Source organism: Tsukamurella sp. 8F (assembly GCF_029167375.1).
Classification (GTDB): Bacteria; Actinomycetota; Actinomycetes; order Mycobacteriales; family Mycobacteriaceae; genus Tsukamurella.
Window position 1 is genome coordinate 137,306 of record NZ_JARFTP010000008.1, and the last position, 14,328, is coordinate 151,633.

Genomic DNA, 14,328 nt, shown 5'->3' on the forward strand with positions numbered 1-14,328 from the left:
GACCCACGTGGGTACAGAGCTGAGCGCGGGCGAGAAGACCGGGCGCCGTAGGTCGGTCGTGCGGACCGCTCTCGCCGTCCTCGCGGTGGTGGCTCTGGTGGGGCTGGGCATGCTCGTCCCCCTACCCGCGGCGGTGACGGTGCGGCAGTGGGCCGACTCGGTCGGGCCTTGGTTTCCTCTGTTGTTCCTGCTCGTCCACTTCGCGGTCGTGCTGTTGCCGATACCCCGTACGGCGTTCACGGCCGCCGCAGGGTTCCTGTTCGGTCCCGTGCTCGGGTTCGCAATCTGTCTGGGCGCGTCTACGGCCGCCGCCGCCGTCGCCTTCCTGGGTGTCCGACACATCGACGAGCGGCACGAGGCGGCCGTCCTGCATCGGATCCGAGAGCACCGGCTGTACATCCCGATCGCAGCCCGCCTGCGGGCTCGTGGGTGGCTCGCCGTCGGGTCCCTGCGACTGATCGCCGCGATGCCGTTCTCGATCCTCAACTACGTGTCGGCCCTCTCCCCCGTGCGATTCGTGCCCTACCTGCTGGCCACGATCATCGGTATGGCGCCGGGCACAGCTGCCGTCGTGCTACTCGGCGACGCGCTCAGCGGGCACTCGGACCCGTGGCTGCTCTCGATCAGCGCAGCTCTCTTCGCCCTCGGCATCGTGGGCCTCGTCGTGGACGTCCGCCGTCCGGTCGACACAGGACGCTAGCGCGGGATCTCCGCGAGCGCCGGGATGTCGGCGACGGCATCGAGGACGTAGTCGTGGTCCTCGGCCTCGAGCGTCGCGCGATCGGCCTTGCCGGTGAGGACACCGACGGAGAGACCGCCCGACGCACGGCCGGCGCGGATATCGACGACGGTGTCGCCCGCGGCGAGTACCTCCCGCACGTCTTGTACGCCGGTCGCCTCCATAGCGTGGAAGATCATGTACGGCGCGGGGCGGCCGGCAGCGACATCGTCGGTGGTCACGACGGCATCGACCGTGTCATCGGGCGCGGACCCGACGGACCAGCCGAGCGCCTCGAGCAGCGGCCCGGCCACATCGGCCGAGAAGCCCGTCGTCAGCGCCACCTTCACACCCCGCCGGCGCAGCTCGACCATCGCTTCGACGGCCCCGCCGACCGGGACCGGCGGGGCGGCGGCATAGCGCTCCTTCACGAGATCGCGGAAGCGCGCGAAGCACGAGGCGACCACCGCGCTCTCGGATTCGACGCCGCCGATGCGGAGTAGGTGCGTGATGGCCTCGACCTTGTCGGCTCCCATCCACGTCTGCAGATCAACGGGGGCGACAGAAGCCCCGGTCTCTTCGACGCATTCGCGGAGCGCGTCGTAGACCGAACCGCCGTCGTCGACGGTCGTTCCGGCGATATCGAGCGCGACGAGCGAGATCATGACGCTTTCCTCCTGGATCGAGTGGCCGCGAGCAGTCTGTTCTCGACCGTGATGGTGATGTACCCCGGGACGTAGCGGTCCTCGGCGCATTCGACGACGTCGCCCGCAGAGTCGGTGGTCACCCGCCGTACCCGGAGCAGCGGGGATCCGGGTGGCACGCTCAGCAGTTCGGAGTCCGAGTCCGTGGCCGCGACGGCGTCCAAGGTGTGGGTCGAGGCGAACAGGTCCGCCCCGCCATCGAGCAGGAACGCGTTGATGGAGCCCGAGTCGGGGTCCCACTCCATCAGCCGGCGCCCGAGACTCCAGACGAAGTGCATCTCCTCGATCAGAGCCGGGTCACCGTCGAGGAGCCGCACACGGCGGATGGTCACGACCGGGTCGCCCTCATCGACCTGGAGCCGCTCGGCGAGTTCCACGCCCGCGGCGTGCCGGGACTGTTCCACCGTCCGCTGGCCGACGTCGCGGCCGACGCTCTGCGCCCACGCGGTCAGCGAGCCCAGCGCCGAGGCCGCGGTCGCCCCGCTGCCGCGCCGCACCAGCGGCTGTCGCCCGCGCCCGCCCGCGATCAGCCCCTCCGCCCGCAGCGTGGCGAGCGCCTGTCGCACGGGTCCGCGCGAGGTGCCGAACTCCTCACACAGCGTCGCCTCGCTCGGCGCGGACTCGCCCTCGGGCCATCTCCCAGACGCGATACGGGTGCGGAACTCCGAGGCCAGACGCTGATGCAGAGGGGTGGACACATCTTGACTATACAAGTAGGAACACGTCCCGCTCGATAGGCGACGTGAACGGTGGATTAACGAATTCCCACAGCATGAATAAGTTCGCACAACTTGTATATACATCACTTGCCGTGGATGCCGGCTCGAGCGAGGGTTCCTGTTGTGAGCACAGCGCAGACCACAGAACTCCCCCGCAGCTGCGATGTCCTCGTCGTGGGGGCGGGCATCGTCGGACTCGCACATGCCGTGGCGGCCCTCGACGCGGGGTACCGGGTCTCCGTGGTCGAGCGCGACACGCGGCCGGTCGGCGCCTCGATCCGCAACTTCGGCCACGTGTGCGTGACGGGGCAGACAGGCGACCTCGCCGAGCTGGCCGCGGTCTCCCGAGAGCGCTGGCTCGCGGTCACCGAGCGCGCGGGGATCTCAGCCCTGCAGTCGGGCGGTATCGCGGTCGCACGCAGTCCGCAGGAGCAGGCGGTGCTCGACGAACTGCGGAGCCGGCGCCCAGGGGCTCTCGAGTTGCTCACCGCCGCACAGGTCCGCGCGGCCCTGGGCGGTTGCGGCGAGGACGTCGTCGGCGGCGCCCACTTGAGGGCCGACCTACGGGTCGACCCGCGCACCACGGTCGACGACCTGGCGCGATGGCTCGCCACGCAGCCGAACGCCTCCGTGCACTTCCGCACCGCGTACCTCGGTACCGACGGAACGCACGCCGAGACGACGCGGGGCCGGATCCGGGCCGACCGCATCATCGTGTGCACGGGCCACGACCTGGACCACCTCTACCCGGCGCTGGCCGAGCAGCACGACGTCCGCCGCTGCGCACTGCAGATGGGCCTCGTCGACGCCCCGGGCGGCCGCACGATCGCCCCGGCCGTCCTCACGGGGACGTCGCTGCTGCGGTACGACGCATTCGCCGAGACCGCAGCCGCCGCGGATCTGCGCACGCGCTTGGAGGCGGACCACCCCGAGTTGTCGACGATCGATGCCAACGTCATGTTCACCCAACGACCGGACGGGAGGCTGCTCGTCGGAGACTCGCACCGCAGCGAGCACACCGTGGATCCGTTCCTCGATGAGGACACCACGGACACCATCGCCGGGGAGATCGGTCGCGTCCTAGGCGTCGACTCCCTTCGTTTCCGCCAGCGCTGGCAGGGCGTGTATGCCACCAGTAACCGAGCGCCCTACCTCGCCGCCGACCTCGACGACCACCTCAGCGTGCGAATCGTCACCTCCGGGGTCGGCATGACAATCGCGTTCGGGCTCGCCGCGCGGGCGCTGTAGACCGTCATCCCCCTCTCACGCAGAATCCCCTCTCACGCAGAAGGAATCTCCATGCGCACACTGTTCCGCTCTTCGGCCGCAGTGCTCTCCGCGGTCGCCCTCACCACCATCGCTGCCTGTGGCGGCACCGGAGGCGGGGCCGCCTCCTCCGACACCGTCACCGTCTACAGCGCCGACGGGCTCGGCGACTGGTACGCCAAGGAGTTCAAAGACTTCACCGCAAGGACGGGCGTCAAGGTCAGCTATGTCGAGGGCGGCTCGGGTGAGGTCGTCTCGCGTATCCAGAAGGAGCAGTCCAACCCCCAGGCGGACGTGCTGGTCACTCTGCCGCCGTTCATCCAGCAGGCCGACGCCGACGGCGCGCTCGCACCCTCCGGCGCGGACGTCTCGGCGATCACCCCCGAACTCGCCGACCCGTCTGGCAAGTACGTCGCGGTGGTGAACAACTACTTCGCCATGATCCGTCACAACGGGCTGGACCCGAAGCCCGACGCGTGGACCGATCTCACGAGCGCCGCGTACAAGCAGAAGATCCAGTACTCGACTCCCGGCCAGGCCGGCGACGGAACCGCGATGCTCCTGCTGGTACAGCACGTACTCGGCGACCAGCAGGGGCTGGACTACCTGAAAGCCCTGCAGGCCAACAACGTCGGCCCGTCGTCGTCAACCGGCAAGCTCGGCCCCAAGGTCAGCAAGGGTGAGCTCTCGGTGGCCAACTCCGACCTGCAGATGGCGCTCGCATCGATCGCGAAGGACAAGAGCGCGTACCAGGTCTTCTACCCCACTCACGACGGGAAGCGCACGACGCTCGCGCTCCCGTACTACATGGGACTGACGGCGAAGGCACCGCACTCCGCGAACGGGCGCAAGCTGATCGAGTTCCTGCTGTCCAAGGAGGTTCAGCAGACGGTTCCGTCCGGTGCGTGGGGCGCCCCGGTGCGCACCGACGTCGCCCCGTCCGGTCCCGAGACCACGGCGTTCACCACAGCCCTTGCGGGAGTGGATATCTGGTATCCGGACTGGAACGCCATCCGCGGCGGGATCGATGCGCTCGTCAAGTCCTACAACACGGCGACGGGGCAGTGATCATGACGGACGACAGCCCTCGCACCGTGGCGGACGAGGTTCGCGTTCCCCCGGGGCTGCCCGACGACGCGGTGGACCGCACCGTACGCCGACAGGAAGCGGTGACACTGGAGCACGTCGAGGTCCGCTACGGTGAAACGCTCGCGCTGCGGGACTGCTCATTCGCGGTCGCGCGCGGTGAGACCGTGGCTCTGCTCGGCCCGTCCGGGTCCGGGAAGTCCACAGCACTCAAGGCGATCGCGGGATTCGAACCGGTCTCTGCCGGCCGCGTCACGATCGACGGGCGTGACGTCACGCACGCCTCGCCCGCGCGGCGCGGCATCGGCATCGTCGTGCAGTCGTACGCCCTGTTTCCGCACATGTCGGTGCGCTCGAACGTCGGCTTCGGCCTGAAGGCGCGCCGCGCAGACAAGGCCGAGATCCGTGCCCGGGTCGACGAGGTACTGCGTATGGTCGGAATGCTCGACTACGCCGATCGCCTGCCCAAGCAACTGTCGGGCGGACAGCAGCAGCGCATCGCGATCGCACGCGCGCTGGCCACCCGGCCCGGCGTGATCCTGCTGGACGAGCCCCTGTCCGCGCTCGATGCGGCGATGCGTAGGGACATGCTCGCCGAGCTGCAGCGACTGCGGCGCGAGCTTCCGGACGTTGCGATGGTCTATGTGACACACGATCAGTCGGAGGCGCTCGCCCTGGCCGATCGGATCGCCATCATGCGCAACGCGCGCCTCGAGACGATCGGCGCCGCCGAGCGCCTGTTCTCGCGACCGCCGAGCGAGTTCACGGCCTCGTTCCTGGGCGGAGCCGACATCCTCCCGGTGCGGCTCGAGTCCGGTGGCGGGCACGGCGCGGCGGTGGCCGGTCGCTACGGCGACACCGTCCTGCAGGCTGCGGCACACGACGGAGTGTCCGCCGCGGACGCGGTGTGTTTCGCGGTTCGCCCGTGGGCGTGGCGGTTCACCCGTACTCGGCCCGCCAACGGCATCGAGGTCGTCGTCGAGAACGAGCAGTGGCGCGGGGCCACCCGGCACGTGACGGTCGAGGCGACCGGCACAGGTCAGAGGCTCGGAGTCGACGTACCAGTACTCACCGGCCCCCCGTTGCGCGCCGAGCGGCTGTGGCTGGAGGTGGACCCGACCGAGGTGATGGTCGTACCCGCGGAGGCGTCCGCCGGGGCGGTGGCGTAGATGATCGCCGTCGCCACCCCGCCCACGGCAGGCCACCCTGCTGCGCGTTCGCCCCGGAACGCGGCATGGCTCTGGGTCCTTCCGCCGGTCGTCGTGATCGCCGCGCTGGTGGTCTATCCGCTCGCGCACGTGGTGGTCCGCACGTTTCAGGACAAGGCGGAGCGCCCGGCCGGGTTCGCGACCTGGTGGGCGACGCTCACGGACGCCGCGGTGCTGCGGGCGTTGTGGACGACGGTGGAGGTCGCGACGTTGTCGACGCTCGGCTGCGTCGTGACGGGAACCCTCCTCGCTCTGGTGCTTGCCTTCGTGCCCTTTCCCGGCGCCCCGCTGGCGGTGCGGCTGATCGAATCGGTGGTGTCGTTCCCGTCGTTCCTCATCCCGCTCGCTCTCGGCGTGCTTCTCGGACCAGTGGGCGTGGTGGGATCGGTGATCGGCGCCGGCTCGTTCACCACCTCACTGTGGGGCGTGGTGCTCGCCGAGACGGCGTTCTACGCACCGTTCGTGGTGCGGCCCGTGCTGGCGGCGTTCACGGCCTTCCCCTCCGTACAGATCGACGTGGCCGGGTCCCTCGGTGCGGGGCCACTCACGATAGTGCGCCGAGTGATCCTGCCCGCCGCGACACCGGCCCTGGCCTCGTCGGCGTCGCTCACATTCCTATTGACGCTCAACGAGTTCGGGATCGTACTGTTCACCGGCGCCAAGGACGTGATCACGCTTCCGATGCTGATCTACACGAGGTCGATGGTCGGCCTCGACTTCGCGACCGCGGCGGTGCTTGCGACGGTGCAACTCGCGGTCTCGCTCGCCGTGTACCTCGGATACCGAACGCTGCTGCGACGGGAGCGCGAATAATGCTGGTACACAACCGATTCACGCGGTTCGTGGTGTGGTTCGGCTTCGCGGTCGTGGCACTCGGCCTGGTGGTCACGCCGATCCTGGTCACCGTGATCACCGCCTTCGCGTCGTCGTGGACGTCGGCACTACCGTCCGGGCTGACGGGAAGCCATGTCGCCCAGGTGTTCACGGCCGAGAACGCACAGAGCGTCTCGGTGTCGGTGCAGACGGCGGTGATCGCGTCCGCCCTGGCAGTGGCGATCGGCACGTGGGCCGCGCTGGCCGTTCAGGCTCTGCCCGCGCGCCTGCAGGGGCCGGTGGACACGTTCTTCCACCTGCCGGTGGCCGTCCCGTCCGTGGTCGTCGGGCTCGGGGTGCTCATCGCCTTCTCTGCACCGCCGCTCGTACTCAACGGAACTCCGGCCATCGTGATACTGGTCCAGGCCGTGCTGGTCTTCGCATTCGCCTACTCGATGGTGGCCGCGGCGGCGTCTCAGCAGGATCCGACGCTGCTGAAGGTCGGCGGTGCGCTCGGCGCATCGGCGGTACGCCTGTTCCTGACGGTGCGCTTGCCGCTTCTGCTGCCGGCCATCGCTGCAGCGGCGGGACTATCGGTGGCTATGTGTATGGGCGAGCTGGGCGCAACGATCATGGTCTACCCGGCGTCGTGGCGGACGCTGCCGGTGACCGTCTTCACGCAATCGGATCGCGGCGACATCTTCGGCGCGGCCGCGAACACCCTGTTCCTGGTGCTGGTCACCGTCGTGATCCTGGGCCTGCTCGGCCGGGTGCGGCATCGCGGCCAAGAGCGGTAGGGGCGATACCTTCATCGGCGTGACTCAGCGCCGCCGGCCGGACGCGACCTCGAGGAGGGTGGATACCACGTTCCTCGGGGCCGCGTCCCGACGCCGCACGGCCCGCAGTCGTCTGGTGAGATCGATACCCTCCGTGGACACCTCGACGAGCCGGCCGTCCCGTAGGTCTGCGGCGACGGCCAGCTCGCTGAGCACTGCCGGATGCGTGCCGGAGGTGACCATCACCTTGACCGCGGCGTTCGAATCGAGGCTCGTCGCCGCGGCATTCCGCGTCTCGCCGGCCCTGGCGAGCGCGGCATCCAGGACGTCGCGGGTGCCGGCCCCCTCCTCGCGCGTCACGAGTTCGAGCCTCGCCAGCTCGGCGGCCGTCACCGGCGACCGCCGCCGAGCGAGCCGATGTCCCGGAGCGACCACAAGGGCCAGACGGTCGGTACGGATGGTGCGGGAGACCAGATCGCGCGGCGCCGTCGGGCCCTCGACGAAGCCCAGGTCTGCACTGTGGTCGCGGACGGCTGCGACCACCCCTGCAGAGTTGGCGACCCGCAGATGCACCGGCTCGTCGGTCTCCCGCCGCAGCTGGGCGAGCCACGCCGGTACGAGGTATTCGGCGATGGTCTGGCTGGCGGCGACACGCACCGGATGCGATCCCTGGAGCGCCGCGGCCCCGGTCTCCAGGGCGTCCATCGCGGATGTGACCGCGCGCGCCCACTCGGTCACCGCACGTCCCGCGTCGGTGAGCTCGGCGCCGCGCGTGCGTCGATCGAGTAGGTCCAGCCGCAGGGTTCGTTCCAGGTGCCTCAGCCGCGCACTGGCACTGGGCTGTGCAATACCGATCGCCCGGGCCGCAGCCGAGATGGACCCCAGGTCGGCAACGCACACGAGCAGCCGCAGTGACTCGATCGATACGTCCGACATAGCTTCACCCTATGCCCATATAGCGATCCTGCGGGTTCCGCATCCCGGCCTCACACGGGAGCCTCGATGCATGATCGAGATCGCTGCCCGCTCTGCAACGTCGCGTGGGCGTCGTCGAGTACGGGTACTGGCGCCAGGAGCGTGCCTCGCGCTTGTGGTGGCCGCCCTCGCCACTGTGGCCGGGCATCTGGAGCCGATGCTGGGTGCCCCCGTGGCCGCCGTCCTGCTGGGCGCGGCGGTGTCCACGGCGTGGCCCAGGGCGCGTGCTCGCCGCTACGCAGCCGGTCTGCGGGCCACGGGGTCGACGGTCCTGCAGGCCGCCGTCGTTCTGTTGGGCGCGCAGGTGTCTGCGGTGCAGGTTCTGCACACGGGCGCACAGACCATGCCGGTGATGCTCGGGACGTTGGCGGCCTGCCTCGTGGGCGCGTACGTTCTGGGCCGCGCGCTCGGCGTCGACGGGGATCTCCGCACCCTCATCGGGGTGGGCACTGCGATCTGCGGGGCGACGGCCATCGCCGCCACGGTCCCCGTGCTGCGCCCGTCGGCTTCACGAGTCGCGTACGCGCTGACGACCGTATTCCTCCTGAACATCGTTGCGGTCGTGACCTTTCCGCCACTCGGACACCTCCTGGGACTGAGTCAGCATGCGTTCGGGGTCTTCGCGGGCACGGCCGTCAACGACACATCGTCGGTCGTGGCCGCCGCGGCCACCTACGGCCGGCAGGCGACCGATACCGCAGTCGTCGTCAAGCTGACGCGAGCCCTGATGATCATCCCGGTGACTCTGGGTCTCGCCCTCGTGTTGCGGCAGCGCGGAAGGGGCGATGGCGACGCGCGGCCAGCGGTCTGGGCAATGGTGCCGTGGTTCCTGCTCGGGTTCCTCGCGCTGGCCACGGTGAACAGTGTGTGCCCCCTTCCGGGCGCGCTGCGGTCTGCGCTCGCCACCGCGGCGATGCTGCTCATCACGTGGGCCCTGAGCGCGATCGGCCTCTCCACCGATCTCGGTGCGCTACGCCGCGCGGGAGTGCGGCCGCTCCTGCTCGGGGGTGCGCTCTGGCTCGTGGTCTCCACATTCAGCCTGGGCCTGCAGGCCGCCTTCCTGGGGCTGCATTAGCACCGGATCCGCGCGCCGCAGATCGGCAGGCACGCGTCTAGCGCTGGTGTCAGGTGACGAGTGCGACGCCCACACCTGCGCACGCCGCCGCCCACAACACTGAGACGAACGTGCCGAGTATGAACTGCTCCGACGTCGTCGGGCTGCGCAGCTCCGGGTAGCGCGCCAGGCCCTTCGCCGCGACCACGACGGCCAGTCCGGCCACGAAGCCGGTAAGGACGCAGACCGCGATCGCCGCGCGCTCCAGGATGCCGATCGCCAACCCGCCGCGCAGGGCGCCCGCCGTGTCCTCGTCTGGATCCGATTCGCGATCGGGCGGGCCGCCCCCGCGCACGCCGGCCGCCGCGAACACCGCTGTGACGCACGAGCTCCCGCCTACCATGGCCGCGAGTACCGCCAGCACACGCGCGACCGCGGCGGTGACGCCGTGCGCCTCGGTGGCGCCCAGCGCGACCACTGCGGTCGCAGCCAGCGCGCCACTCGACGCCAGCGCGCCTGCGACGGCCCGCGGCACACCGGCCGCACCGGGCGGAACGAGCGTCGCGGCACCGACGACCGCAGTGATCGCGAGCAACACCAGCGCTGCCGCGATCACGAATCCGCCTCGCGCAGCAGATAGGCGGCGACGTCCCGTGCGGGGCGCTCGACCGTATAGCCCGCCGCCGCCAGCCGCTGGGACACTGCCTGCCTGCTGATACCGAGGCGTTCCGCGGCCACGGACTGCGTGATCCCCTCGTCCATGAGCGCGACCACCTCCCTGCCCTGTGCTGTCCTGCGCGCAACGATAAGACCCAGCACCGACAACATCGCCTCGGCGCGTCCCGCTGCGGCCGGCGATGTCCCTCTGACCTGCACGGGAACAGGGGCCGACTTCGCGGCCTCGACCGCGTCGCGTGCCGCCTCGAACGCCCGCCCGCGGCCCGCTCGCGTCGATCTCGGAAGGGGCTCGTCGACCGGACCCGTGCCGATGCCGACACTCCAGTGGCCGTCGGCGATGAGGTCCAGGACGGCATCGACCACCACGGCGGACTCCCCTGCGACCGCCTGCAGTTCGTCGCCGGCGGTCCGCTCGGGACGGCGCACCCAGGACAGGCGTTCGAGCCGGCTGATCGCCCAGTCGACACGGTCCGTGTCCTGCCGGCTGCCACGCTGATCAATGGTCATGACGAACATATCGTCAAGTTTCACAGCTTTCCTAGCTGCATGTCAATCTCTAGACCTTGTTGTAGTCGGTAGCCAGGATTCAACCTTGCGACCGACGAAGGGTCGGGAGTTCACCGCCACCGGCCGTCACCGACGGGACCGACCGAAGCGCCGACCTCGATCGCCCGATCGATCCAGCCGCGAGCGACCCGCACATCCGCGCCGGCGGGGAGGCGCGAGAGCCTCAGCGTGAGAGTGTGGGCGCCTTCGGCATCCCGCATGGGCACGACGATCGACGCGAGGTCGACCGTGCCCGACGCGGGCAGTTCCCTGGCCACGTAGTCGATACCTGCCGACATGATCGACTCGCGGATACTCCGCTCCTGCGCGGGCGTGACGTTACCCGCGTCGTATTCCCGCGTGGCGCGTGCGATACCCGCGTATCCGTCCCGCGAGCCGTTCGGCATGAAAGCGAGCACATAGCCGTGCATGCCGAGGAACTCGAGACGCGCACGGTACCTCTCCACCAGATCGCCGGGAGCACGGCCCAGCCGCGCCAGCCAGTGTTCCTGCTCTGCCGCACTGCGGTCGAAGTAGACGGAGTCACCGAGTGGTGGCACCAACGGGATCCGCCGAGCGAGCGACGTCACGGCGTCGTTTCCCGGCGCCGCCACGGACAGCACCGCGGCCATCTCATCGGGTCCGACCGTCGTGAACACTGTGGCCTCGCAGCCGATCTCACGCGCCATCGCCTCGACGGCACCACGTAGGCCGGCGACACGCTCCACCACGGGCGCCATCGCGTGATCCATGCGCGCCAGCAACGACGTCCCGACGAACGTGCCGTATCCACCCTGGAAGAAGATGAGCGGCGACACGGGGTTGATGATCTCCAGATCCCGGACGGCGCATAGAACGATCCAGTGGTCCCCGGCGTCGACGATCCGGTCTATCGCCGTATCCACCCAGGCCACCGACGCATCGAGAACGGGATCGCCTGCGCGAGAGGGAAACCAGTCCACTCCCTCGAACTTGTCCGAGCTCCGCCGGGCGATCGTGCACACGAGGTCCTCCTGGTCACCGCCCAAGATGTTGATACACAGCGACTCGCACTCGCGAAGCCGTGCGAAGGTCCGCGAAGACCGCATCGGCATGAACGACACCAGAGGGGGGTCCAGCGACACCGACGAGAACGTGCCGACCACCAGCGCCAACAGTGTCCCGTCGGTCGTGCGTCCGGTGACGACTGCGACCCCGGTCGGATAGTGCCCCATGACCTCTCGGAACAGGGCTGGATCGACGGCGGTAGCGTCCGGGGTCGGGTTCTCGGCCATCACGGGGCCTTTCACTCGTGGCTGCGGGTGGTGATGGTTCGAAAGCTAGGACGGGAACTCCTTCAACCGGTAGGCAGGATTCCCTTACTGTCCCGACCGTGTGCGCGACGCCACAATGGATGGGTGAACTCCGAGCAGCCGCCGGCGGTCAGCCCCGCCGTAACCGCGTCGATACTCGAGCAGGTCGCCGCAGTACGCGGTGGCGCTGTCACCGCCGAGGACCTGGCCGTACGGACGCGGAGGGCGATCCATGCGCGCGAAGACGACCTGCGTGCCTGGGTGATGCTGTCCGAGACCCTGGAAGCGGACGCCGCGCTCGTCGACGCCCGGATCGACGCCGGCGCAGACCTCCCCCTCGCCGGCGTGTCGATCGGCGTCAAGGACCTGATAGACGTCGCGGGTCTGCCCACGCGCGCGGGCTCGGCGATCACCCCGGCCGCACCCGCAGCCGCCGACGCCCCTGTCATCGCCCGGCTGCGCGAGCTCGGCGCCGTCGTGCAGGGCAAGACCGTCACCACCGAGTTCGGATACTTCGCACCCGGCCCCACCCGCAACCCGCATGCACTCGCGCACACGCCGGGCGGCTCGTCGAGCGGCTCGGCCGCGGCCGTCGGGGCCGGCACCGTGCCCCTGGCCCTCGGCACCCAGACCGCCGGATCGCTCACCCGCCCGGCCTCGTTCTGCGGCGCCGCCGGGATGGTCGTGGCGCATGGCGACGTCGACCTCGCGGGCGTGACGGGCCTGAGTCATTCGCTGGACTCACTGGGACTGCTCACTCGCACGGTCGCCGACCTGCGCGTCGTGTTCGACGCTCTGCTGGGCCGCACGTCCTCCGGTACCTGTGCCCGCGCACTCGTGTGGGCCGGTAGCGGGTTGGACGCCGTCGCCCCGGCGATGGAAGGGCTGGTGGCACACCTTCCCGGCCTACTCGCCGCCCTCGGTGTGCGGAGCGCGCCGCTCGACCGCGACGATCACATCCGCACACTCACCGATGATCAGGTGGTCGTCATGTCCTACGAGGCCGCACGGTCGCGTGCCACCGAACTGAACGAGCACGGCGACCGGCTCAGCACGCAGCTACACGACCTGCTGACCTCCGGAACGGCCATCGACGACGACGACTACAGCGCGGCCCTGGTACGCCGTGACCGCTCGCGCGACTTCGTCTCCGACGGGCTCGGCAACGACTCCGTCGTCGTCGGCCCCGCCGCGCTGGGCCCGGCACCGTCCGGTCTGAGCGCCACCGGGTCGCCCGTGCTGAGCCGCCCCTGGCAGCTACTCGGACTCCCGGTCGTGACGGTTCCCGGCGCCCGCACCCGTGCCGGGCTGCCCCTCGGCATCCAGGTGGTCGGCATGCCGGGCGCGGAGGGCGCCGTGTTCTCACTCGCGGAGGCACTCGAACCCCTGCTACGGGCCGTGCCGCCGATCGATCTATAGGAGAATCTTCCCAGCCCACGTTAGGAGTCGTCATGCCCGATTCGCACCGCCCGCTGCCGCCCCGGCCGGTGGTCCAGGCCCGCATGTTCCTCACCTGCTACCGCGACACGTTCGACTACGGATGGCATCACGTGGACCTGTTCGTCCACGACGACGTCGGCCGCGAGGTCAACTGGGTGCACTGGACCGTCGAGGCCGACGGCCCGGAGGCGGCCGACGCATCGGTCACCCGCGAGGAACCGCAGCTGCGCCGCACGACCCCCTGGGAGCATCACCTGTCCGTGGTGGGCCAGGACTACTGGACCGCCGAAGCGGAGTGGCCGGAGGCAGGATGAGCCGCGCCGTAAGGGGCTCCGAGCCGGACGGAGCCGGGCCCACGCAGGAGGCCACGGTGTACGTGGTCGACGACGACCCCGGCCTCTGCGAGTCCGTCGACTTCCTGCTGGGCTCGATCGACATCCACCCGGTGCTGTGCAACAGCGCCGACGAGTTCCTGGACGCATACGACGGGCGCAGCCCCGCGTGCATCGTGCTGGACGTGCGCATGCCCAAGGTCAGCGGGTTGCGCCTGCAGGAGAGACTGAACGAGATCGCGCCGCACGTCGCGATCATCTTCGTCTCGGCGCACGGCGACATCCGGATGTCGGTGTCCGCCCTCCAGGCCGGCGCGATGGATTTCCTCGAGAAACCCTACGATCCGCAGCGGCTGCTCGACGCGGTGCAGTCCTCGATGCTTCATGCCGTCGAGCGTTTCTCGGACTACGCGACGCGAACGTCGGTGCAGCGCAAGATCTACGGTCTGACGCCGCGGGAACGGGAGATACTCAGCCTGGTGGTCGAGGGCCTCCCCAGCCAGAACATCGCCCGCCGCCTGGGTATGAGCGTGAAGACGGTCGACGTGCACCGCGCGCGGATCAAGGCGAAGACGGACGCCGACAGCATCTCGACGCTGGTCCGGGACGTGCTGCGCTACCAGGTCGACGTGCCCGTCGACAGACACTGATCCTCCGACCGCATCGCATCGGACCGCATCACCGTCACGGCCGGCGGGTAGCTCGCTGGAAGGAGCTACCC

General features: G+C 69.8%; 16 protein-coding genes. 10 read left to right on the plus strand and 6 right to left on the minus strand.

Annotated features, from left to right (window positions below; genetic code table 11):
• Nucleotides 1-7 precede the first annotated feature (7 nt).
• A complete protein-coding gene (locus P0W64_RS08825) occupies nucleotides 8-700 on the plus strand; it encodes a TVP38/TMEM64 family protein (protein WP_275479713.1) in 693 nt (230 codons plus the stop codon).
• On the opposite strand, the gene P0W64_RS08830 is transcribed toward P0W64_RS08825, so the two are convergent.
• Both P0W64_RS08830 and P0W64_RS08835 read right to left on the minus strand, forming a co-directional pair.
• Entirely contained in the window at nucleotides 697-1,383 is a 687-nt protein-coding gene (locus tag P0W64_RS08830) for a phosphonatase-like hydrolase (RefSeq protein WP_275479714.1), read from the minus strand. The genes P0W64_RS08825 and P0W64_RS08830 overlap by 4 nt on opposite strands.
• The gene (locus tag P0W64_RS08835) at nucleotides 1,380-2,120 is read right to left on the minus strand and encodes a GntR family transcriptional regulator (protein WP_275479715.1); all 741 of its coding nucleotides are present in this window, start codon (nucleotides 2,118-2,120) and stop codon (nucleotides 1,380-1,382) included. Before P0W64_RS08835 ends, P0W64_RS08830 begins: the two co-directional genes overlap by 4 nt.
• A 144-nt stretch (nucleotides 2,121-2,264) precedes the next feature.
• On the opposite strand from P0W64_RS08835, the gene P0W64_RS08840 reads away from it, so the two are divergent.
• Genes P0W64_RS08840 through P0W64_RS08860 form a run of 5 tightly spaced genes read left to right on the plus strand, consistent with a single transcriptional unit; the run spans nucleotide 2,265 to nucleotide 7,311 of the window.
• Nucleotides 2,265-3,389 carry a TIGR03364 family FAD-dependent oxidoreductase gene (locus tag P0W64_RS08840; RefSeq protein WP_275479716.1) on the plus strand — a complete coding sequence of 375 codons (1,125 nt, stop codon included), beginning with the start codon at nucleotides 2,265-2,267 and terminating at the stop codon, nucleotides 3,387-3,389.
• A gap of 51 nt (nucleotides 3,390-3,440) precedes the next feature.
• Nucleotides 3,441-4,475 carry a 2-aminoethylphosphonate ABC transporter substrate-binding protein gene (locus P0W64_RS08845; RefSeq protein ID WP_275479717.1) on the plus strand — a complete coding sequence of 345 codons (1,035 nt, stop codon included), beginning with the start codon at nucleotides 3,441-3,443 and terminating at the stop codon, nucleotides 4,473-4,475.
• Between the two features lie 2 nt (nucleotides 4,476-4,477).
• Entirely contained in the window at nucleotides 4,478-5,662 is a 1,185-nt protein-coding gene (locus tag P0W64_RS08850) for an ABC transporter ATP-binding protein (RefSeq protein WP_275479718.1), read from the plus strand.
• Nucleotides 5,663-6,514: a 2-aminoethylphosphonate ABC transporter permease subunit gene (locus P0W64_RS08855; RefSeq protein ID WP_275479719.1), complete on the plus strand. Its 852-nt coding sequence runs from the start codon at nucleotides 5,663-5,665 to the stop codon at nucleotides 6,512-6,514.
• Nucleotides 6,514-7,311 (plus strand): ABC transporter permease subunit, encoded by a 798-nt coding sequence (locus P0W64_RS08860; protein WP_275479720.1) that lies wholly within the window; start codon nucleotides 6,514-6,516, stop codon nucleotides 7,309-7,311. The genes P0W64_RS08855 and P0W64_RS08860 overlap by 1 nt, the downstream gene beginning before the upstream one ends.
• 24 nt (nucleotides 7,312-7,335) lie before the next feature.
• On the opposite strand, the gene P0W64_RS08865 is transcribed toward P0W64_RS08860, so the two are convergent.
• The gene (locus P0W64_RS08865; RefSeq protein WP_275479721.1) at nucleotides 7,336-8,226 is read right to left on the minus strand and encodes a LysR family transcriptional regulator; all 891 of its coding nucleotides are present in this window, start codon (nucleotides 8,224-8,226) and stop codon (nucleotides 7,336-7,338) included.
• Nucleotides 8,227-8,296: 70 nt separating this feature from the next.
• Here P0W64_RS08865 and P0W64_RS08870 point away from each other — a divergent pair, with 70 nt between their 5' ends.
• A complete protein-coding gene (locus P0W64_RS08870) occupies nucleotides 8,297-9,340 on the plus strand; it encodes a putative sulfate exporter family transporter (protein WP_275479722.1) in 1,044 nt (347 codons plus the stop codon).
• A 49-nt stretch (nucleotides 9,341-9,389) separates the two neighbouring features.
• Here P0W64_RS08870 and P0W64_RS08875 read toward each other — a convergent pair whose 3' ends face one another.
• The 3 genes from P0W64_RS08875 to P0W64_RS08885 form a co-directional block, all read right to left on the minus strand.
• Nucleotides 9,390-9,935 (minus strand): hypothetical protein, encoded by a 546-nt coding sequence (locus P0W64_RS08875; RefSeq protein WP_275479723.1) that lies wholly within the window; start codon nucleotides 9,933-9,935, stop codon nucleotides 9,390-9,392.
• On the minus strand, nucleotides 9,932-10,513 hold the full coding sequence (locus P0W64_RS08880) for a hypothetical protein (protein WP_275479752.1): 582 nt from the start codon (nucleotides 10,511-10,513) through the stop codon (nucleotides 9,932-9,934). The genes P0W64_RS08875 and P0W64_RS08880 overlap by 4 nt, the downstream gene beginning before the upstream one ends.
• A gap of 101 nt (nucleotides 10,514-10,614) precedes the next feature.
• Nucleotides 10,615-11,817, minus strand: coding sequence for a flavin reductase family protein (locus tag P0W64_RS08885; protein WP_275479724.1), 1,203 nt, complete (start codon nucleotides 11,815-11,817; stop codon nucleotides 10,615-10,617).
• Between the two features lie 123 nt (nucleotides 11,818-11,940).
• On the opposite strand from P0W64_RS08885, the gene P0W64_RS08890 reads away from it, so the two are divergent.
• The 3 genes from P0W64_RS08890 to P0W64_RS08900 are packed head-to-tail and all read left to right on the plus strand — an operon-like array spanning nucleotide 11,941 to nucleotide 14,257.
• On the plus strand, nucleotides 11,941-13,254 hold the full coding sequence (locus tag P0W64_RS08890) for an amidase (RefSeq protein ID WP_275479725.1): 1,314 nt from the start codon (nucleotides 11,941-11,943) through the stop codon (nucleotides 13,252-13,254).
• A gap of 32 nt (nucleotides 13,255-13,286) precedes the next feature.
• Nucleotides 13,287-13,589 carry a hypothetical protein gene (locus P0W64_RS08895; RefSeq protein WP_275479726.1) on the plus strand — a complete coding sequence of 101 codons (303 nt, stop codon included), beginning with the start codon at nucleotides 13,287-13,289 and terminating at the stop codon, nucleotides 13,587-13,589.
• Nucleotides 13,586-14,257 carry a response regulator gene (locus P0W64_RS08900; protein WP_275479727.1) on the plus strand — a complete coding sequence of 224 codons (672 nt, stop codon included), beginning with the start codon at nucleotides 13,586-13,588 and terminating at the stop codon, nucleotides 14,255-14,257. Before P0W64_RS08895 ends, P0W64_RS08900 begins: the two co-directional genes overlap by 4 nt.
• Nucleotides 14,258-14,328: the final 71 nt, after the last annotated feature.